This is a genomic window from Rhodanobacter hydrolyticus, from assembly GCF_044904645.1.
The window spans coordinates 249,229-268,799 of the sequence record NZ_JADIKK010000007.1 but is presented as its reverse complement, the minus strand read 5'-3'; the positions used below and the strand labels follow the sequence as shown (position 1 = coordinate 268,799).

The window sequence follows — 19,571 nt, the reverse complement described above, 5'->3', positions numbered from 1 at the left end:
GTGCTGCCAGAAACAGATTCGCCACTACCCTGCCCGGCAAGACGTCCTGTCGCGCTAGCCGACGTTGCTCGGCCTCGGGCGCCAGGTCGCAGCCTAATGTTCTCTTGCTTCGGAAGCAGGAGGAATCAAGGTACTTCGGCGGGTTTCCCACTCGGCCAGCCAACCGTCAACCTGATCTCCGCGCATCGGCTTGGCGACCAAGTAGCCCTGCACCATGTCGCAGCCAGCCGCCCGCAGGAGATCCCAGTCCTCACGGTCTTCCACGCCTTCGGCGACCGTGCGCAAGCCCATGTCGCGTGCCAGGCCAAGGCTGGCTTCGAGGATGGCACGCAAAGAAGCGTTATGGCTCGCCCCATGGACAAAGCCGCGATCTATTTTCAGTTCGTCGAACGGCAGGTCACGCAATTGGGCCAGAGAGGAGTACCCGGTGCCGAAATCGTCGATGGAAAGTTTGACCTGCTTGAGGCGCAGCCTGCTCAGCACATCCAGTTGTACCTGGGGGTCATCCATCAACTGCGTCTCGGTGATCTCCAATACGAGATGGTGCATCGGCACCCCGGCAACGTGCGCTTGCTCAAGCAGGATTTCCGGGTAGTCGAGCGACGAAACACTACCCAAAGGCACATTTATGGCCAAATCGAATCGGTGGCCGGCGTCCAGCCAGTGCCGCAGATCATGCAACGCCTTACGCGTCACCTCGACACTCAGCGGGCCCACCAGCCCGTGCTCCTCGGACATCGGAATGAAATGGCAGGGCATCACCAGGCCATCTCGCGGATGCTGCCAGCGTGCGAGTACCTCCAAGCCAACCACCTTGCCGGTCGTCAGTTCCACTTTCGGCTGATAGTGGTTGCGCAATTCCCCTTGGGAGATGGCCCGCTGGAGTTCGGCCGGTGTATAGCGTGGCGCTGGAGTAGCCGAATCCGGCGAGGGAGACGCAGGATTGCCCGTAGCCAGCACTTGAAGCAATGACTCCGTGGTCACCGGCTTGCCCAGGGTTCCAAGCACATGCAAGCCATGCGCACGGGCCAACTGCTCCACGGCCTGCCGCGTCCGGGGATTTTCACCACTGACCAGCACCAGACTGCCGGCGTACGCGAGGCGTACGAGATGGCGGACGAATTCCACGCCATCCATCCCGGGCATCTGCAAGTCGCAGAAGACGATCCCGATGTCCCGATCATGTTCCAGCAGATCCAGGGCGGCCTGCCCGCTGCTGTGACAGATCATCTCCACTTGCATCCCGACTGTCCGCAACTGAAGGGAAAGCAGTTTCAGGATAAAAGGGTCATCGTCTACCAGTAGGGCTTTCATCGCCGTTCCATCCGGAAACATTCGAATTTGCATCCAGGCGGGACTCCAGCTCATGCAGCTGTTCCCGCAGTTTCAGCAGCAGCTCCCCGGCTGCTGCTTCGAAGTTCGCGACGGCCCCTACCGTGACCGCCTTGTCACCAAGAAGCGAACTGTTCTCTAGTTCGGCGCAAATGTCACCTACTTGAAGAGCCCCGACGCTGCGCGACGAAGATTTGAGCCGATGCGCCATCGCACCCACTTCACCGAAATCATCTCCCGCCGCCGCCTTCCGGATAGCGGCCATTCCCGTCATCAGCGCGTCGAGGAAGTCCTTGAGCAACACGTACAACAGCGCCGGCTCGTCGCCGATCAAGTTCTTGAGCACATTGATGTCCAGTGTCGGTCGATCCTGCGCAGGCTCGGTCTGCTGAGGTTCGGCATCCTGGCGACCCTCCTTGGTTACGGGCGGCGGCAACCATTGCTCCAGCAATTTGCGTAACGCAGGCAGTTGCAGCGGCTTGGTCAGGTAGTCGTCCATTCCCGCCGCGAGCGCACGGCTGGCTTCGCCGCGCAAGGCGTTTGCCGTCAGGGCAATGATCGGGGAATGGCTTTGCGGCGGCTCTTCGAGGCGAATGGCGGCAGCCAGCCCGTATCCGTCCAGCACTGGCATATGCAGGTCGGTGAGCAACATTGCATAGCGGCCGCGGCGCCAGAGCTCCAACGCTTCGCGCCCGTTCTTGGCCAACTCGGCCGAGTAGCCCAGCAGGTTCAACTGCCGCAACAGCACTTTCTGGTTGGTGATGTCGTCTTCCGCCACCAGGATCAATTGTCCGCATGCGCGCGCCTGGGTGATGGTGGGTGCGCTGGCCTCGGGTTCCGGCTGGCTGGAAGAGCGCCATTGTTCCGTAGCGGGCGACGCCAGCCCCGCCGCGGCAGCCGCGGCATGCAGCAGCGAGCGCCGACGCAGCAGATTGCCGTCCATCGTCACCACGCCGGCGCTCACCAGACGCGCCACGCGGCGGCGCCCCTTCGACACCAGCAGGTGGTGCACGTTCGGCTGGGCATCGAACCGGTCCAGCCATGCCGCGCGGCCCGCCTCGTCGATGCCACCGTGCACGAGCACTATCGGTTTGGTCGCATCGGCGCAGATCCGTACCGCGTCCTCATCGTCCGTCACCACGGTTACCTGTGCTCCCGCGTACTGGAGGTAGCTGCGCAGGTCGTCCGCACGGGCGTTCTGGCCATCGACAATGACGTACTCCACTCCCGACAAATCAGGAACTCCCGGAGCAGCAGCACCGGCCACGGCTTCGAAGGGCAGATGGACGGTAAAGGTCGTGCCGATGCGCGGTATGCTGTCAACGAGGATTTCACCCTGCATCAAGTCGACCAGGCGCTTGCAGATGGCGAGGCCGAGACCGGTGCCACCGAAGCGCCGGGTGGTCGATACCTCGGCCTGGCGGAACGACTCGAACAGGTGGGCGCGTGCCTCCCGGGGAATGCCAATACCGTTGTCGCTGACCTTGAAGGCGATCTGCAAGGGTTGCTGGCGGCTCACTTCCACGCGGATGTCGACGCGCCCCCGCCGCTCCCGCTCGCTGCTGCTGAACTTGATGGCATTGCCCACCAGGTTGTACATGATCTGGCGCAGGCGCACCGGATCGGCAAGGACCTGGGCCGGCCCCTCGGGCGAGACGAACACGAACAGATCCACGCCCTTGCGATCGGCCAGCGCGCTCAAGGTGTCGCAGACGGCTTCGGCCGTGTCGCACAGGCTGGTCGGCGTGAGCTCCAGCTCGAGCTTGCCGGCTTCGATCTTGGAGAAATCCAGCAAATCGTCGATCAGGTGCAGGAGTGCAAACGCGGATTCCTTCACCGTGCGCACGGCGTCAGTCTGATACTCGGACAACTTGCTGTGCGCCAGCACATCGACCATGCCCACGATGCCGTTCATGGGCGTGCGGATCTCGTGGCTCATGGTGGCCAGGAAAGCGGATTTCGCTTCGTTGGCAATTTCCGCCTGTTGCTTGGCGGCGGCCAGTTGCTTCTCCATGGCCTGGCGCTGGCGGATCTCTTCCTCAAGACGTTCGTTGACCGCAGAAAGGGCGATGTTGGCCTCGCGCAACTCCTCTTCCGAACGACGCAACTCGTCGTTTCGCTGGATGGCTGCTTCGTAGGTGGACAACAGCAGGTTGAGGATCTGCAGGCGATTGGACGTGATGAAGTGGCTGCGTCCCTTGAAGCTGATCTCGACCCCCATGTCGGCGCGATCGGACTGGCGAAGCCGGCGGTGCAACAGCACGAAATTCACGCGGTTGAGCAGGAAGGTATCGTCGTAAGGCTTCAGGATGAAGCTGTCGGCACCCGCTTCAAGACCGCTGAGAACGTCTTCCGGATTACTGAGCGTAGTGACCAGCAGAAACGGCACATCGTTCAGGTCGGCGTCCGACTTGACTGCGCGGCAAAGGCCGTAGCCATCCATTTCCGGCATGACGATGTCGCTGATGATCAAGTCCGGCTTGTGCCGTTTTGCCTCGGCCAACGCCAGACGGCCGTTTTGGCAGATAGTCACCCGGTAGCCCTGCTGTTCCAGCAGATACTGCAGGCTGAGGGCTTGGGTGGAGCTGTCTTCGGCGACCAGGATCTCGACTGCGTCGCCGCCACTAGCTTGCTTGCTGTTCACGGAAGCGCCTTGGGGTAGGAATGCGGTTGGATGACGCGTTGCAGGGCTTCGCCGATCCTGTCGAGTGGCAGGACCTGGCTGGCCGCTCCAAGCGCCACAGCTTCGCCGGGCATGCCGTAGATCACCGAAGTGGCCTTGTCCTGCACGAGGGTGATCGCGCCCGAGTCGCGCATCGCCAGGAGGCCCTGGGCTCCATCCTTCCCCATGCCTGTCAGCAGAACGCCCACGGCGTTGGGCCCGCATTGCCTGGAGATCGAATGGAACAGGGTATCCACGGCAGGTCGAAGTCCGTGTACCGGCGATGCTTTCTCGAGCCGCAGCCGACGATGCTCGCCCACGGTCAGATGGAAGTCGTCGGGTGCGAGGTAGGCATGGCCCGGGCGCGCCTCGATGCCGTGCGCTGCGATCTGCACGCGCATCGCCGTGGTTTGCCCCAGCCATTCCGACAGGCCAGGCAGGAACCCGGCGCTGATGTGCTGGACTATCACGATCGGCACAGGGAAATCCTTGTCCAGCCGCCCCAAAACCGCCTGCAAGGCCGGCGGCCCTCCGGTGGAAGCACCGATGCCCACGAACTGGATGCGACTGGACGACGATGGGGGTTGCGACGCCTGTGCCTGCGGTTTGCGGGCCCAACGCCGCACCACCTTCACCTCCGACATCAGGTGCAGGGTCTGCAGCAGTTCCCTGCCCAGACGCACAGCGTCGGGATGACTGTCGCCGACCGGCTTTTCCAGCAAGGCCACGGCGCCAGCATCATAGGCGTGGAAGGCGGTTGCCACGGCATAAACGTCGGTCACCGCCGAACACATCACGATCGGAACGGGCTGGGTCTCCATGATGCGGCGTGTCGCCTCAAATCCGTCCATGCCGTCCATCTGAATGTCCATCAGCACCACATCCGGCGGATTGGCCTGCACGAAGGCCACCGCCTGGTCGCCTCTCCCGACAGCCCCAGCCACGCGCAACGCAGGATCCTGTTCGATCAGGTGCACCAGCAGCATCCGGATGACTTCCGAGTCGTCTACCACGAGGACGCTGATGCGATTTCTGTTCACGAGGATTCCCGGGCACCGGCCAGGCGGCGCACTGCCTCCAGCAATTCACGTTGATCGAAGCTGCCTTTGGCGATATAGGCATTTGCGCCCACGTCGATACCGCGCTCGCGATCCTCGCGCCGGGACAACGCGGTGACCAGCACGACCGGGAGATCGGCAAGCTTGTGGTCGGCGCGTATGCGCAAGGTCAGGTCAAAGCCGTTCAACCGCGGCATCTCGATGTCGGAAACCAACAGGTCGAACGATTCGCTGCGCAATGCCGTGAAGGCCTCGATGCCGTCGGCCACCGCCCTCACCTTGCAGCCGGCGGACTCCAGGATGCCCTTCAATAGCAGTCTGGAGGTGATCGAATCCTCGGCAAGCAGCACCCGTTGTGCAAGCGGCCGGCCGCCTTCCTTTGCCTCCGGCCGTACCGGAGCCTGCACGGCAGTGTGCCTGGCAGACTTGAGCAGGTCGGCCACGTTGAGAATCGGTACCGGCTTGCCCGAGGCCAGCACGGTAGCCCCGGCGATATTGCGCACACGCACCAGCGGTCGCCGCAGGCGCTTGACCAGGACTTCCCCCTCGTGCAGCACCTCGTCAACAACCAGGGCCACACGCTGGTGCCCTGCGCCCAGAAGCACGACGGTCATGGGATCGGCTGCCGATTGAAAGGCAGGCATCTCGAGCAATTGGTGCAAACGGGCAAGTGCGACGACTTGCCCGTCGATTGTCAGCGTTTCGCGCTGGCCAACGGTTTTCGAGCTGGCACGCGGCACCTGGATCACCCGCTCGACATGTGCGCTGGGGAGGACAAATACCTGGTTGCACGCCTCCACGAACAAGCCGCGCAGCATGGCCATGCTCTGTGGCAACAGTATCCGGAAGCGCGCACCGCAGGGCTCGCGGTTCTCCACCTCGACTCGCCCACCCAGTCGTTCGACCTGCTCGCGCACGATGGCGAGTCCCAGCCCGCGCCCGGAAATTTCGGTGATGATCGGACTGGTGGACACGTCGGAACGGAAGGCCAGTTCCAGGGCCTGCGCGTCATTGAGCTCTCTGGCGGCATCCTCACCCAGCACGCCGGAGCGCAGCGCCGCCTTGCGCAGCCGCTGCGGATCGAGGCCGGCACCGTCATCCGCGATTTCAATGCTTATCTGATTGCCATGCAGTAGACGAGCCTGCACCTGCAAGGTCGCGCGAGGCGGTTTGCCGGCAGCCTGTCGCTTCGCCGGCAGCTCGACGCCATGGTCCAAGGCATTGCGCACCAGATGCACCAGCGGATCGCGCAGCAACTCGACCATGCGCTTGTCCAGTTGCACATCCTCACCCGAAATCTGCAGGTCGACCTGCTTGTCCTGGTCACGCGCGAGGTCGCGCACCAGCTTGGGCAAAGCCTCGGAGAGCGCCGAAAACGGCAGCATCCGCAAGGTCTTCGAATCGTCCAGCAACTCGTCGATCTGCTTGCCGGCAAAGTGGCTGTCGCGCGCGGCCGATCGCGCGATGGCGCGAACGTCACCTTCCAGGGAGCGCTGATGGCCGTAATTCCATTCCAGGAATTCCAGCGCCCTGGTTACCGATTCCAGCTCGATCCGGGTGCCGGGATCACTCGTGGCAACCAGACTCCGCAGCCGGCGCAGTGCCGGCTGCGCTGCCAGCCAGTGCTTGGACCATAGACCAAAGCGCAACTCCAGCAGCCGCAGTTCTTCAGTGCGCTCGGCTCCCGCCTGTTTGACCGTCAGCAGTTCTTCCGCCGCGAGCAGGACCCGATCCAGACGCGGTGTCTGGACGCGGACAGTACTGGTCACCTCACGCACCAGCACCGGCACCGGCACCGCACCGGTATCGACATCGGGCACGGCAGGCGGCTGATCGACGGCCTCTTCGGCAGAAGACTCGGGCTCGTGCAGGCTCTCCGGCTCGCATTCGACCGCAGCCTCGCCCCGGGCGATCGCCTCCAACTGGGTCAGCATCGCGGCAATGGCATCGGGCGAGAGGTTCGGTACCGTGCCGCCACCAGCATCCACATCGGCACTGACCATGTCGAATGCCCGGTGCAGCACATCGAAATTGCCGGCCGGCAGCACCCGACCGCGCCGCTTGCACAGCGCGAAGATTTCCTCGAGCGTCTGGCAAAGCTTTTCTATCCGCGGGAAGCCTGCAGCGCGCGCCGCCCCTTTGAGACTGTGCGTGTGCCGGAACACGGCTTCCACGTGCTGTCCGCGTTCGACTGGTGAACCGCCCTTTTCCAATGCCACCAGGCCGGTGCCGATAGCGAGCAGGTGGTCACGCGCCTCCGTCAGGAAGACGGCTCGCAGGCGTTGCAGGAATTCGGCGTCGCGTTCGTTCATTGCCGGCTAGAGGCGGTAGCCGGCGGCAAGTTGCTTGAGCTTCTCGCCAAGCAGCTTGATGCCGTGCGCCGCCGCTTCCATCTGCTTGGCACTGTCCACATTCTGGTTGCTCGCCAGCTTGATGCTTTCCATCGCCGTGGCTACCTGGTCTACACCGACCAGCTGTTGCTGGCTGGATGCGGCGATCTGCACGGCTGCCTGGGAAGCTTCGCTGACGCTGCCGGTGAGCGCCTGGATGGACTGACCCGCCTGCGTGGACTGGCGTACGCCTTCGGCTACGGCGTGGCTGCCCTGCTCGGTCGCCAGTACCGCCGCGCTCGTGGCCTGCTGGATGTCGCCGAGAATGCTGCGCACCTGTGCCGTGGCCTGGCGCGACTGCTCGGCCAAGCTTTTGACCTCCTGCGCGACCACGGCAAAACCCTTGCCGTGCTCGCCGGCCTTGGCCGCCTCGATCGAGGCGTTTACGGCCAGCAGCTTGGACTGTCCGGTCAGATCATCGACGGTAGCCACGATCTGGCCGACCGCCTGGCTCTGTTCGCTGAGCCGCACCATGCTTTCAGCGATCAGTTCCATCTGCTGCTGGATTCGCGCCATTCCGACTGCGGTGTCATCCGTAGCCTTGCGCCCTTCCTCCGAGATGGAGGCCACCCGCAAGGCGGAATCGGAGACTGCCCGGGCCTTCTCGCTGGACATCTGCGCGGTCTGCCGGACCTCCTCCACCGTAGTCGTGGTTTCGCTGACGGCCACGGCGGTCTGGGTGGCGCTGGCGGCGAGTTCGCTGGTCGAGGTCGAAATTTCACTCGCCGAGCTGCTCAGCACATTGATGCCTTCGTGGAGATCCGCCGTCAGGTTGCGCAGGTTCTGGATCATCGACGCGAACGCCTTGCCCAGTACGTCGTGCTCGGATTGCGGCTCGATGCTGACGCGAAGATCACCCTCGGAGATGCTGTGCGCTATCCCGGCCATCTGCCGCAGCGAGCGACTCATGCGCCCGAAGGCCTGATGCAACAGTCCGACTTCGTCGCTGCGGCCCAGCGATAGTTCTTCGGAAGGAAGATCGCCGATCGCGATCCGTTCGGCTGCCGTCGTCAGCGAACGCAGCGGGCCAGCGATCGTACGGGTCAGCAACCAGCCAATCGCTATCGCCGCCAATAACGCCAGCACGCCCACGACGGCGAAGGTGCTGCGGGCACTCGAGGCCTGCTGCGTACCGAGAGTCAAGGCGCGGTCCGAAAGTTTTTCAGCAAGGTCCCGCATGGCGAGGTAACGGCTGTTCTGTTCCCCCAGCGAGGTAGCGCGCGCTGCCTCGACCTGGCCTTTGCGGAGCAGGTCGAGGACCTGGCCATCGCGAACCTGCGCATATACCGCATATTGGTCGGCGAACTGGGCGATCATCGTCTCCAGTTCCGGTTCCATCTGCGTGAGGTTGCGCATGCCTTGCAGGTAGGCGGCTGCGGATCTGCCGTTTTTTCCAGCCTCGTCGAACAGATTGTTGCGCGTGCTCGCATCGCTAATGGAGAGCAGCGTCAGGACGACGGCGCGATCGTCATTGAGCGACGCCTCCAATGCGTTCGCCTCCACCGCTACATTGCGGCTCTGCGTAATTTCCTCCATGGCGTGCTGGGCCATGACGCCCAACAGCACGAGCAGCGCTACGATAAGCCCGAGGCCGAGCACCATCTTGGTGCCGGTCTTGAGGTTGTTGAACCCGTTCATGGCAACCCCCTACTGATGCCTATGGTTGTTTACGAACTCACGTCCTCATCTATGACAAGACGCGGATCGTTGAGGATGGCGTCTGTGTCCAGTATCACCAGCCGTTCCGGCGTGACTCCCACGATATATTCCGCTGCGACTCCCCCCACGGTCGACGGCGCCGGCTGGATGCGGCTCTTGCCGATGGCCGAGACACCTTCGACCGTGTCAGCCAGCAGCCCGATTTCCACCTCGTCCCTGCGCAGCAGCACAATCCTGTGCAGGTCGGTGATGCCTGGTTCGGGCAGACCGAAAAACTGCTTCAGGTCGATCACCGCCACCAGCCGCCCTCGCAGGTTGACCAGGCCGCGAAGGAACGATGGCGTGCAAGGCAGCGGCGTGAGATCCCTGAGCGGCTGCACGTCGTTCACCTGACTGGCCAGGAGGGCGTAACGCTCGTGGGCAAGAGTGAACTCGAGCACCTCGATCTGCTCCTCGAGCGGCTTGTCGGAGGGCCGTTGCGCCAGCCGTCGCGCACGTTCGCGCAAGATGACATGAGAGGCGTCGAGGCCATCGGACGAGTTCATGCGTGGTCTCCCACGACCATCAAGTCCCTGACCAGGGCGGTCAGTTGCCGCACGCTAATACCCTCGGCATGTTCGGGGTAGGCGTCCGGGGGCAGCTGTTCAAGCAAGGCCAGGACATTGCGATAGTGGCGTGCCGCATGCTTCTCCCGTCCGCGGGTGCGCTCCAGATTGGCAAGCGCCAGGCCGGCCATTACGCCATCGGGTGCCAGGTACAGGCTGCGCTCGAATGCGGCGCCGGCCTCGGGCACGTTGCCCGTCTCGGCAAGAATCATCCCTCTCAGATAATGGGCCGTCGGGTCCAGTTTTTCGGCGGCTATCCAGCGATCGCACCAGACCAGCGCTTCGTCCATGCGGCGCTGGTCGGCCAACGTCCGTGCCCGTGCGGCGATTGCCTCCGCGGAAAGTACCGTTTCCTTCGCCTTTGCGAGAGGCGGCCGCCGCTTGGGAGCAGATGGCGGTGTCGCTGGTTTAGGAAAACCGGACGACACTTCATGTGTTGCGTAAACCCGCGCCGGAAGCGTCTTGGCCGGTGTCACCTCCGTTGCGCCCTCGTCTTTTGGAGCAACTCCGCGGCGATACTGCACTTGGCCTTTCTGGTAAAAGATCGCGCCGTCGCAATGGACTGCACGAAAGCCGGCAAACAGGGTCTGCGAGGCCTCGCACGGCGCGACCGCCAGCCAGCCATCCTCGCGCAAGGCCCCATGCAGTGCCTCGACTACCTTCGATGCCTGCGCCGGCGTGAAGTACATGAGGACGTTGCGGCAGAGAATCAGGTCGAAGCCGCCATCACGCATGCTGGCCAGCGCGGCCTCGTCAGCGAGGTTCAAGGGTGCAAAGCGGACGATGCGCCGGATCGCAGGCGACAGTATGTAGCGCCCCCCTGCCAGCTGACGGAAATGCCGGGCGCGGAAATCCGGCGATGTTCCACGAAACGACCATTGGCCATACACCCCTTCCGCAGCCTTGCGCAGGAAGCGCGGATTGACGTCGGTACCAAGGAGATTGATTTGCCAGCTGCCGATGTCCGGCAACAGTTGACGCAGCAGGATGCCGATCGAATAGGTTTCTTCACCGGTACAGCAGGCGGCGCTCCAGATACGCAGCTGCCGGCTGTCCATGCGGCGCCGCTCCTCAATGAGCGCAGGCAGGACATGGGTCGAAAGTGCGGCGAACGCTTCCTGGTCGCGGAAGAAATAGGTCTCCCCGATGGTGAGGTGACTGGCCAGGATTTCCACGCCTACGGCGTCGAGCTTTTCCGACAGCAGCAGCTGTGCGCATGCCTCCACATCGGAAAGGCCGAGTTCGCTTGCCGCTCCCCTGAGCGAGCGCTTCAGATCCGGCAATTTCTCGCCCTGCAGGTGCAGCCCGAAGAGCCGCTCCACGACCGAGCCGACCCTTTCCCAAAGAACGGTTGACTCACTGCCCGGCACGTCGGGCATCCAAGGCACTGGCCAGCGCCTTCATGTCGTGGACATCGAGGAATTGCTGTGGGTCGTCGATCAGCAACAGGCCGTCCGGCGTTTTCACCAGGCCCCGTACCTGGGCAACGCCCTGGATCAGTGCCTCCCCCGGCACGAAATCCCCGCTATCGACCGCAGTCACGCCTTCTGCTTCGCTGACCGGAAGTACGAACAACTGCTGCGGTAACGCCAGCACCACGAAGGCGTCCGCAGGACTGATTGGACGCGGTGGCAAACCCAGCCGCAGCCTCAGGTCGATCACCACGGCCACGTGGCCGTGCAGGTTGACCACGCCCAACACGGCCGTCGGTGCCCCGGGCAAGGGAGTGACCTCACAGGCGTGTTCCACGCGCTCGACCGCGGCCAGCGACACGCCCAGTCGCAGCAGGTCCAGTTTGAACACAAGCAGGGAAACCGGTGCCGTCATATCGGATGGCCACCACGTTTGCAGAATGATTCCGACCTGCGGCGGTCCATGCACGTTGATTCGCTGCAAGCGACTGCCATACCCCTAGAGCCCGGCAACCATAGCGCGATTAAACGCCGTTTACCATTACGCATCTTGGCCATTATCGGCAGCGCAGTGAGCGGGCTTGAATCGATCGGCTTGAATAGCGATGCACAGGCAAGCCTGATTGCTGCCTACATCACTCGCACGTCACCTGTGCCTGGCCGCTCTTCGAACGGCAATGACCGGGCCGTCGAGGAACTGGATCTCTCCCATATCGGGCGCGGCCACCATCCAGCCGTCGATGGCCTACTCGCCTTGATAGACAGCGCCGAAAGCTTCCGGCGGTGCACGATTGTGAAAGCCGCGGACGCTCAGCGTCTGAAATGGATTTCCTCGCCCTGACGGTCGCGGTCCCAGCCACGCAGCTCGTCGCGGATGTGGGCGATGCGCTGGCGACCGAGCGCGTTGCGTTCTTCGTCCAGCACCTGCCCGTCCAGCAACTCGGCAAGGCGCTGCGCGGTGGGCAGCATGGTGTCCCATGCGTCGAGCGCGGGCAGCTGCGCGGGCAAGGTCATGAAGAAGCTGAGGCCGGGCGTGCGCAGTACGTCGAGTCTGGACAGATCGAAGCTGCCCGGCTTGAGCATGTTGGCGACGCTGAAGATCGGACCAAGCTCGCGCTTGCCGTCGGCGAGCCGATGGTAGATGCCCATGTCGCCGAACTCGAGGCCTGCCTTCTCGGCGGCCACGATCAGATCGGGGCCGTGGAAACTGGAGCCTTCGCGCGCCACCACGAACAGGGTGACGATGCGTTCCACCGGCATCTGCGCAGGACGACGACCGAGGTCGGAGCGCGGCGGCGGCCGGTTCGGCTGTGGCGCGGAAACGGGCGCAGCGCCCGCGGGAGCCGACGCTGGCGCCGCCGGAACGCTGCCGGCCGGCGCGGCGGCCGGTTCGGCCGAGGCCGACGGCGCACGCAATGCATCCACGATGGCGGCAGCCTGCCCGGCCAGCTTGCTGCGCGACACACCGGTGCTGCGTTCGCCCGAAAGCGTGGCGCCGAGGCGTTCGAGTTCTTCGCGCAGACCTACATCGAGCTCGCCCTGCTTCGGCGGCACCGCGTTTTCGTCGAAACGCAGTTCATCGGTGGCGCTGAAGGAAAGCCCGTCGGCGTCGCCGCGCTCGCCCAGCGTGGGTTCGCGGCGTTCGCCGCCCGTGTTGTTCGGCACCGGTCCCGGCGGCATGCGCCGCTTGCCCTGCTGTTCCTTCTTCGGCTGGCCAAACAGCCAGACCAGGGCGAGCACGACCAGGCCAACGATGAACATCGGTATGCCGACAGCCGGGTTCCAGCCAAGGGCAAGCACGGGTTGCAGCGTCATCATCGGTTCCTCATCGGTTCGTTCGCCGCGGGTGGCGAACGCACTTCCTCAGTTCAATCACGCGGGCGCCGCAGGCGGCACTCACGCGGTGCCCGCCAGTTTAGCCGCTTCGGCCAGGTCCACCTGCACCAGGCGCGATACGCCGGGCTCGCGCATGGTCACGCCGCAGAGCTGGCTGGCGGCTTCCATGGTGGCCTTGTTGTGGCTGATGAAGATGAACTGCACCCGCTCGCTCATCTCGCGCACCATGCTGGAGAAGCGGCCCACGTTGGCTTCGTCCAGCGGCGCGTCCACCTCGTCGAGCAGGCAGAACGGCGCGGGGTTGAGGTTGAAGATGGCGAATACGAGGGCCACCGCGGTGAGCGCCTTCTCGCCGCCGGAGAGCAGCGAGATGTTGGACGGGCGCTTGCCGGGCGGCCGCGCCATGATCGCCACGCCGGTGTCGAGCAGGTCGTCGCCGGTGAGTTCGAGGTAGGCATGGCCACCGCCGAACAGGCGCGGGAACAACTCCTGCACGCCGGCGTTGACCTTGTCGAAGGTCTCCTTGAAGCGCGCACGCGTTTCGCGGTCGATCTTCTTGATCGCGCCTTCCAGCGTCTCCATTGCGCTGGTGAGGTCGCTGAGCTGGTTGTCGAGATAGGTCTTGCGCTCGCTCTGTTCGGCGTGCTGCTGGATCGCGGCGAGGTTCACTGGTTCGAGGCGAACGATCTTCTGTGCGAGCTCGGCCAGTTGCTGTTTCCACTCCGAGGCATCCACGTTCTCCGCCAGTTCGGCGAGCAGGGTTTCTAGCTCGAGGCCGGAAGCCGCGATGGCTTCGGCCAGCTGCTCGGCGCGCAACTGCAAGGCCTGCGCGGCGAGGCGCTTTTCGGAAAGGTTTTCACGCAGGTTGGCGAGGCTCTGTTCGGCAAGGTGCCGGCGCTGTTCCAACTGGCGGAAAGCGATATCGCATTCCTCCAGTGCACGGCGCGCTTCCACCAACTGCTTGTCCACCAGCAGACGCTGGTCGAGATAGGTCTGCCGCTCGGCTTCGAGCTCGGCGATGGGGTCGGATCCCGCGGCGAGCTGTTCGGCGATCTCGCCTCGACGCGCCTCGATCTGGCGCAACTGGTTCTCCATGCGCGCCAGTGCCTGTTCCAGCGAGGCCAGCGAGGAACGCTTGGATTCCAGCGACAGCGCCAGCGCGTGAGCCTGGTCGGCGGCCTCGCGCGCGTTCATGCGCGCGGCCTCGCGGGCCTCCAGCAGGGCACGGCGTTCGTTCTCCAGTTCGCGGCGCTGGTCCTCGAGGTCGCCCATATGGCCGACCGACTCGTCCAGCCGCGCGCGTGCCTCGCGGGTCTGCGCCTGCAGCTCGTCCAGTTGCTCTATCAACGTTGCCAGTTCACCGGCCACTTTCTCGCCGCGGGCGCGGGCGGTTTCCAGCTTGCCGCGATGGCTTTGCAGCTGACCGGCGAGTTCCGACTGGCGGCGATGCGCGTTGTACAGCTCGCGCTGGGTGTCGTCGCGGGCGCGTTCGGCCTCGAATTTGCGGGTGCGCTGGTCGTCGAGCTGGGCGGTGCATTCCTCGATGCGCGCTTCCAGCGCGGCGACCTGTTCGGCCAGCGTGCGGATCTCGCGCTCGCGCGCCAGCACGCCCACCTGGTTGCCTTGCGCGCGGCGTACGCGTGCCCAACCCGGGCCCAGCCACTCGCCACCACGGGTGATCACCGACTGGTACGGCGCCAGCGCGGACAGGCCGGCAACGCGCTGGTGCGCCTCGTCCAGCGTCTCGGCAATAAGCACGTGACCGAGGATGGCCATGGCCGCCGCCGGGCCTCGCACGTGCGCGGCCAACGTGCCGGCAGTGTTGGCACCGCCCTCGGCGGCATCGAGCAGTGCGACATCGGCGTTTTCCAGCGCACTGAAGTCCGCGGCCAACGCGTGTGCGCCATCGACCAGCACGCTGTCGATGAAGCCGGAGAGCACGGTTTCCACCGCGGTTTCCCAGCCGGCTTCCACCTGCAGCGTCTCGCCGAGGCGTGGCGACTTGTCCAGGCCCAGCCGCGCCAGCCATTGGCTGGCTGCGTTTTCTTCCTGGCCCAGCGCAGCGTGCTGCAGGGCTTCCAGCGAGGAGTGTCGGCCACGCGCCGTCTGCAGCTGAGAGCGCGACTCGTTGAGCGCCGACTGCAGCTGGCGTTCCTCTTCCAGCACCTTCTCGTGGTTGCTCTTGTGCTGGTCGAGCAGGCTGCCCAGCGATTCCACCTTCTCGCGCTGGGTGTCGTGCTCCAGATGCATCTGCTCGGCGGCAGCGTCCAGTGCGACGAGGTCGGTGGCCTTCTGTTCGGCTTCCAGCGCTTCACGGCGCCTGGCGAGGTCGATGGCCTGGCGATCGAGATAGTTGAGCTTGGTGCGCTCCACTTCGGCCGCACGGTTGGATTCGCCGGCGGTACGGGTGTGTGTGTCCCAGCGCTGCTGCCAGTCGGCAAGCTTGGTTTCGGCGCTGCGTTGGGCCTCGGCAGTGTCGTCCTGCATCTGCTGCAGGGCTTCGAGCCTGGGTTCGCCTTCGGCCAGCGCCATGCGCAGCGTTTCGACCTGTGCACGGTCGCCGGCGATGTGCTCGGCCAGTTCGTTGTGTTCGCGCTCGGCCTCGCCCTGCGCGCGCTGCAGGCGCTCCGCGGTTTCGCGGTTGTGGCGTACTTGCTGTTCGACGCGGGCGATTTCGGCGCCGACCTTGTAGACCTCGGCCTGCACCGAGCCCAGGTGCTCGCCGGCATCGGTGTGGCGTTCGCGCACGGCCTCGATCTGCGCCTCGATTTCGCGCTGGCCGGCCAGTTGCTTCTCGATCTCGATCTCGGCGGCGGACAGCCCGGCCCCTTCGCCATCGTGCTGGCCCTTCAGCGCGCGGTATTCCAGCGCGCGCAGCTCGGCCTGCTTGCGGGTTTCCTCTTCCTTGTAGGCCTTCCAGCGCTCGGCGGCGCGAGCCTGGCGGTTGAGTTGTTCGAGCTGCTTGTCCACCTCGTCGCGCACGTCCTTCACGCGATCGAGGTTCTCGCGGGTGGCTTTGATGCGGCTCTCGGTTTCCTTGCGGCGTTCCTTGTACTTGGAGATGCCGGCGGCTTCCTCCAGGTGCGTGCGCAGTTCCTCCGGGTGCGCCTCGATGATCTGCGAGATCATGCCCTGCTCGATGATCGAGTAGCTGCGCGGACCCAGGCCGGTGCCGAGGAACAGGTCGGTGATGTCGCGGCGGCGGCAGCGCGCACCGTTGAGGAAATAGGCGGACTGGCCGTCGCGCGTCACCTGGCGCTTCACCGAGATCTCGGCGTACTGGCCGTACTCCCCCTGCACCGTACCGTCCGCGTTGTCGAAGATCAGCTCGACGGTGGCCTGACCCACCGGCTTGCGCGAGGTGGAGCCGGAGAAGATCACGTCGGTGAGCGAATCGCCGCGCAGGCGGCTGGCCGCGCTCTCGCCCATCACCCAGCGGATCGCGTCGATGATGTTGGACTTGCCGCAGCCGTTCGGTCCCACCACGCCGGTCATGTTGGCCGGAAGATGCAAGGTGGTCGGATCGACGAAGGATTTGAAGCCGGCGAGTTTGATCGTGGTCAGGCGCATGCGGTCATCGCAGGGAAATCGGAGGGCGCCCAAAGGGCTGGGCGACAGGGCACTGTGCCAAAGGAGGGGCGGTGCCGCAACGCATTTCTACATGATGTTTCACTGAAGAAATGTGTTGTATCGTATTGTTTGTTAATTATTTTCTACTTCGCATCTATAGACAGCGCGTGGATGCCGCGGTTCATCAGGTCATCGAGCGTGGCATAGATCATCCGATGGCGCTTGATCGGCAGCACGCCGGCGAACGCGGGGCTGACGATGCGCACGTGGAAATGTCCCTTGCCTTCCCCTGCGTGGCCGCGGTGCAGATGGCCCTCGTCCACCACCTCCAGCTCGGTGGGCGAGAACGCGGCCGCAAGGCGGACGCGGATCTGCTCGGCCATCGCTTCGCTCATGGCAGGGTCTTGCGGAACGGCTTGACGCTCACTTCGGCGTAGACACCGGCAGCCACGTAGGGATCAGCGCCCGCCCAGGCCTCGGCGTCCGCCAGCGAGGCGAACTCGGCCACGATCATGCTGCCGGTGAAGCCGGCCGGACCGGGATTCTCCGACTCGATCGCCGGGAACGGACCGGCCAGCAACAGGCGCCCTTCTTCCTGCATCTTGTTCAGCCGTTCCAGGTGCTCGGGGCGGGCGGCGAGGCGCTTGTCCAGCGAACCGGGATGATCCTGGGCGATGATCGCGAACCACATGGGCAAGGCTCCGTTGCGAGTCGAAACCGCAATTTTACCCGACTGTGCCGCCAGTCATGTGCATTGCCCGCTTGAAGCGGACGTGGCGATGCCCACTTTGCGTGTCGTCATCAACGACGTGTTGGGGAGAGCGTTACATGTGGACGATGTTCGTGAACGGGATCGTCGCGCTGCTGGGCCATCTGGCGGCAGGGCTAGACGGCAGCTATGGCCTTGCGGTGATCGCACTCGCGCTGGCCGTACGGCTTGCGCTGCTGCCGATGACCCTGCATGCCGCCGAACAGGGCTGGTTGCGCCAGCGCAGACTGGCCACGTTGAAGCCCCAGTTGGAACGCCTGCGCGAGCACCATGCGAAGAACCCCGCGGCGCATGCAGCCGCCATGCAATCGCTTTACCGCGAACACGGTATAACCAGCGGACTCGGCAGCGGCTTGCTCACCGCGCTGGTGCAGGCGCCGATGAGCGCGGGCATCTATGCGGCGATCCGCCAGGGCATGACCAGCATGGGTTCCTTCCTCTGGATACCGAAACTGGCGCGGCCCGACCTGTGGCTGGCGCTGTCGGTGGCAATGCTGGGCATGGCCGCGATGCTGCTCAATCCCATGCTGCCCGAGCAGGCACGCACCCTGCTGCACTGGCTGCCGGTGGCGATCTCGTTCTTCATGGTGTGGCACGTGGCCGCCGGGCTGGGCCTGTACTGGCTGGGCTCGGGCAGCGTGACCGTGCTGCAGAACCTGCTGCTGCGGCAGCGCGTCCGACGCCTGCCAGCCTGAAACGCACAAGGCCCGCGAGGCGACTCGCGGGCCTTGTTGCCATATCCCGGCGGAGAGGTTCAGGCCTCGGGCCGCATGTACGGGAACAGCAGCACGTCGCGGATCGAGGCGGAGCCCGTGAGCAGCATCACCAGGCGGTCGATGCCGATGCCGAGGCCGCCGGTGGGCGGCAGGCCCACTTCCAGCGCGCGGATGTAGTCGGCGTCGAAGTGCATGGCCTCGTCGTCGCCGGCATCCTTGGCGTCCACCTGGGCCTGGAAGCGCGCGGCCTGGTCTTCCGGGTCGTTCAACTCGGAGAAGCCGTTGGCGAGCTCCTTGCCGTTGACGAACAGCTCGAAGCGGTCGGTGATGCCCTTGTCGCTGTCGTTCTCGCGCGCCAGCGGCGACACCTCGACCGGATGCTGGGTGATGAAGGTGGGTTGGACCAGGGTGTGCTCCACCGTCTTCTCGAAGATCTCCAGCAGCAGCTTGCCCCAGCCGTAGCCGTCCTTGACCTGCACGCCCAGGCGCTTCGCGTGCGCAGCCATCGCCGTGCGGTCGCGCAATTCTTCGCGCTTGATCTCGGGGTTGTGCTCCAGCACCGCGTCTTCCATCGTCCAGCGGCGGAAGGTCGGGCCGACGTCGATCTGCGCGCCATCCCACTCCAGGTGCGTGGTGCCCAGCACGTGCCGTGCGGTATCGCGGATCACCGACTCGGTGAGGTCCATGATCTCGTTGTAGGTGGCGTAGGCCTGGTACAGCTCCAGCATGGTGAACTCGGGATTGTGCCGGGTGGACACGCCCTCGTTGCGGAAGTTGCGGTTGATCTCGTACACGCGGTCGAAGCCGCCGACCACCAGGCGCTTCAGGTACAGCTCCGGCGCCACGCGCAGGAACAGGTCGATGTCCAGCGCATTGTGATGGGTGATGAAGGGCTTGGCCGTGGCGCCGCCGGGGATCACGTGCATCATCGGCGTCTCCACTTCCATGAAGCGGCGCGGTTCGGCTTCCAGCCACTGGCGGATGAAGCCGATGATGCGCGAGCGCTTCTGGAAGGTGTCGCGCGCTTCCTGCGTGACGATCAGGTCCACGTAGCGCTGGCGGTAGCGCTGCTCCACGTCGGCCATGCCGTGGTGCTTGTCGGGCAGCGGGCGCAGGCTCTTGGTGAGCAGGCGCAGCGCGTCCACCTTCACCGACAGCTCGCCGGTCTTGGTGCGCATCAGCACGCCTTCGGCGCCGACGATATCGCCCATGTCCCAGCCCTTGAAGGCATCGTAGACGTCGCCCACGGTACCGGCATGGATGAACAGCTGGATGCGACCGGTCATGTCCTGGATCTGCGCGAAGCTGACCTTGCCTTGCACGCGCTTGAGCACGATGCGGCCGGCCACCTTCACGCGACGCTGTGCGGCTTCGATGGCCTCGGCATTGTGCTTATCTTTGTCGGCGTACTCATCCTGCAGGTCGCCGACGAAGCTGTCCATCCTGAAGTCGTTGGGAAACGCGATGCCCTGCCCGCGCAATGCCGTGAGTTTTTCGCGGCGTTCGGCGATCAGCTTGTTTTCGTCTTGGGTATCGTCGCTCATGAGGCTTCCGTGATGGCC

The 19,571-nt window shown here is 64.6% G+C and carries 15 protein-coding genes; 2 read left to right on the top strand and 13 right to left on the bottom strand.

What is annotated here, in order from left to right:
* Nucleotides 1–93: 93 nt before the first annotated feature.
* Genes ISP25_RS01270 through ISP25_RS01235 form a run of 8 tightly spaced genes read right to left on the bottom strand, consistent with a single transcriptional unit; the run spans nucleotide 94 to nucleotide 11,533 of the window.
* Complete coding sequence (locus tag ISP25_RS01270; protein ID WP_404611730.1) at nucleotides 94–1,314, bottom strand: EAL domain-containing response regulator; 1,221 nt, start codon at nucleotides 1,312–1,314, stop codon at nucleotides 94–96.
* The gene (locus tag ISP25_RS01265; RefSeq protein ID WP_404611728.1) at nucleotides 1,289–3,976 is read right to left on the bottom strand and encodes a response regulator; all 2,688 of its coding nucleotides are present in this window, start codon (nucleotides 3,974–3,976) and stop codon (nucleotides 1,289–1,291) included. The genes ISP25_RS01270 and ISP25_RS01265 overlap by 26 nt, the downstream gene beginning before the upstream one ends.
* Nucleotides 3,973–5,034 carry a chemotaxis-specific protein-glutamate methyltransferase CheB gene (gene cheB, locus ISP25_RS01260; protein ID WP_404611727.1) on the bottom strand — a complete coding sequence of 354 codons (1,062 nt, stop codon included), beginning with the start codon at nucleotides 5,032–5,034 and terminating at the stop codon, nucleotides 3,973–3,975. The genes ISP25_RS01265 and cheB overlap by 4 nt, the downstream gene beginning before the upstream one ends.
* Nucleotides 5,031–7,364 (bottom strand): hybrid sensor histidine kinase/response regulator, encoded by a 2,334-nt coding sequence (locus ISP25_RS01255; RefSeq protein WP_404611725.1) that lies wholly within the window; start codon nucleotides 7,362–7,364, stop codon nucleotides 5,031–5,033. The genes cheB and ISP25_RS01255 overlap by 4 nt, the downstream gene beginning before the upstream one ends.
* A gap of 6 nt (nucleotides 7,365–7,370) precedes the next feature.
* Entirely contained in the window at nucleotides 7,371–9,080 is a 1,710-nt protein-coding gene (locus tag ISP25_RS01250; protein WP_404611723.1) for a methyl-accepting chemotaxis protein, read from the bottom strand.
* Between the two features lie 29 nt (nucleotides 9,081–9,109).
* The gene (locus ISP25_RS01245) at nucleotides 9,110–9,646 is read right to left on the bottom strand and encodes a chemotaxis protein CheW (RefSeq protein ID WP_192157539.1); all 537 of its coding nucleotides are present in this window, start codon (nucleotides 9,644–9,646) and stop codon (nucleotides 9,110–9,112) included.
* Nucleotides 9,643–11,085 carry a CheR family methyltransferase gene (locus ISP25_RS01240; RefSeq protein ID WP_404611721.1) on the bottom strand — a complete coding sequence of 481 codons (1,443 nt, stop codon included), beginning with the start codon at nucleotides 11,083–11,085 and terminating at the stop codon, nucleotides 9,643–9,645. Before ISP25_RS01240 ends, ISP25_RS01245 begins: the two co-directional genes overlap by 4 nt.
* Nucleotides 11,063–11,533 carry a chemotaxis protein CheW gene (locus ISP25_RS01235; RefSeq protein WP_404611719.1) on the bottom strand — a complete coding sequence of 157 codons (471 nt, stop codon included), beginning with the start codon at nucleotides 11,531–11,533 and terminating at the stop codon, nucleotides 11,063–11,065. Before ISP25_RS01235 ends, ISP25_RS01240 begins: the two co-directional genes overlap by 23 nt.
* Before the next feature lie 48 nt (nucleotides 11,534–11,581).
* Here ISP25_RS01235 and ISP25_RS01230 point away from each other — a divergent pair, with 48 nt between their 5' ends.
* Nucleotides 11,582–11,959, top strand: a complete 378-nt coding sequence (locus ISP25_RS01230; RefSeq protein ID WP_404611717.1) for a hypothetical protein — start codon at nucleotides 11,582–11,584, stop codon at nucleotides 11,957–11,959.
* Here the strand turns inward: ISP25_RS01230 and zipA are convergent.
* The 4 genes from zipA to ISP25_RS01210 all read right to left on the bottom strand — a co-directional run bounded on the left by zipA (nucleotide 11,929) and on the right by ISP25_RS01210 (nucleotide 17,215).
* A complete protein-coding gene (gene zipA / locus ISP25_RS01225; protein WP_404611716.1) occupies nucleotides 11,929–12,933 on the bottom strand; it encodes a cell division protein ZipA in 1,005 nt (334 codons plus the stop codon). The genes ISP25_RS01230 and zipA overlap by 31 nt on opposite strands.
* Nucleotides 12,934–13,014: 81 nt before the next feature.
* Complete coding sequence (gene smc / locus ISP25_RS01220) at nucleotides 13,015–16,524, bottom strand: chromosome segregation protein SMC (RefSeq protein ID WP_404611715.1); 3,510 nt, start codon at nucleotides 16,522–16,524, stop codon at nucleotides 13,015–13,017.
* 143 nt (nucleotides 16,525–16,667) lie between these two features.
* Nucleotides 16,668–16,919: a BolA family protein gene (locus tag ISP25_RS01215; RefSeq protein WP_404611713.1), complete on the bottom strand. Its 252-nt coding sequence runs from the start codon at nucleotides 16,917–16,919 to the stop codon at nucleotides 16,668–16,670.
* On the bottom strand, nucleotides 16,916–17,215 hold the full coding sequence (locus ISP25_RS01210; RefSeq protein WP_192157551.1) for a YciI family protein: 300 nt from the start codon (nucleotides 17,213–17,215) through the stop codon (nucleotides 16,916–16,918). The genes ISP25_RS01215 and ISP25_RS01210 overlap by 4 nt, the downstream gene beginning before the upstream one ends.
* Before the next feature lie 137 nt (nucleotides 17,216–17,352).
* On the opposite strand from ISP25_RS01210, the gene yidC reads away from it, so the two are divergent.
* Complete coding sequence (yidC, locus tag ISP25_RS01205) at nucleotides 17,353–17,988, top strand: membrane protein insertase YidC (protein ID WP_192157553.1); 636 nt, start codon at nucleotides 17,353–17,355, stop codon at nucleotides 17,986–17,988.
* Between the two features lie 59 nt (nucleotides 17,989–18,047).
* On the opposite strand, the gene lysS is transcribed toward yidC, so the two are convergent.
* The gene (gene lysS, locus ISP25_RS01200) at nucleotides 18,048–19,553 is read right to left on the bottom strand and encodes a lysine--tRNA ligase (protein WP_404611711.1); all 1,506 of its coding nucleotides are present in this window, start codon (nucleotides 19,551–19,553) and stop codon (nucleotides 18,048–18,050) included.
* Nucleotides 19,554–19,571: the final 18 nt, after the last annotated feature.

What these genes read in the sequence shown, in the direction of transcription:
- ISP25_RS01250 (WP_404611723.1), bottom strand. Translation starts at nt 9,080, where the DNA reads ATGAACGGGTTCAACAACCTCAAGACCGGCACCAAGATGGTGCTCGGC.
- yidC (WP_192157553.1), top strand. Translation starts at nt 17,353, where the DNA reads ATGTGGACGATGTTCGTGAACGGGATCGTCGCGCTGCTGGGCCATCTG.
- ISP25_RS01210 (WP_192157551.1), bottom strand. Translation starts at nt 17,215, where the DNA reads ATGTGGTTCGCGATCATCGCCCAGGATCATCCCGGTTCGCTGGACAAG.
- ISP25_RS01215 (WP_404611713.1), bottom strand. Translation starts at nt 16,919, where the DNA reads ATGAGCGAAGCGATGGCCGAGCAGATCCGCGTCCGCCTTGCGGCCGCG.
- lysS (WP_404611711.1), bottom strand. Translation starts at nt 19,553, where the DNA reads ATGAGCGACGATACCCAAGACGAAAACAAGCTGATCGCCGAACGCCGC.
- ISP25_RS01245 (WP_192157539.1), bottom strand. Translation starts at nt 9,646, where the DNA reads ATGAACTCGTCCGATGGCCTCGACGCCTCTCATGTCATCTTGCGCGAA.
- ISP25_RS01240 (WP_404611721.1), bottom strand. Translation starts at nt 11,085, where the DNA reads ATGCCCGACGTGCCGGGCAGTGAGTCAACCGTTCTTTGGGAAAGGGTC.
- smc (WP_404611715.1), bottom strand. Translation starts at nt 16,524, where the DNA reads ATGCGCCTGACCACGATCAAACTCGCCGGCTTCAAATCCTTCGTCGAT.
- ISP25_RS01255 (WP_404611725.1), bottom strand. Translation starts at nt 7,364, where the DNA reads ATGAACGAACGCGACGCCGAATTCCTGCAACGCCTGCGAGCCGTCTTC.
- ISP25_RS01235 (WP_404611719.1), bottom strand. Translation starts at nt 11,533, where the DNA reads ATGACGGCACCGGTTTCCCTGCTTGTGTTCAAACTGGACCTGCTGCGA.
- ISP25_RS01230 (WP_404611717.1), top strand. Translation starts at nt 11,582, where the DNA reads ATGCACGTTGATTCGCTGCAAGCGACTGCCATACCCCTAGAGCCCGGC.
- zipA (WP_404611716.1), bottom strand. Translation starts at nt 12,933, where the DNA reads ATGACGCTGCAACCCGTGCTTGCCCTTGGCTGGAACCCGGCTGTCGGC.
- ISP25_RS01270 (WP_404611730.1), bottom strand. Translation starts at nt 1,314, where the DNA reads ATGAAAGCCCTACTGGTAGACGATGACCCTTTTATCCTGAAACTGCTT.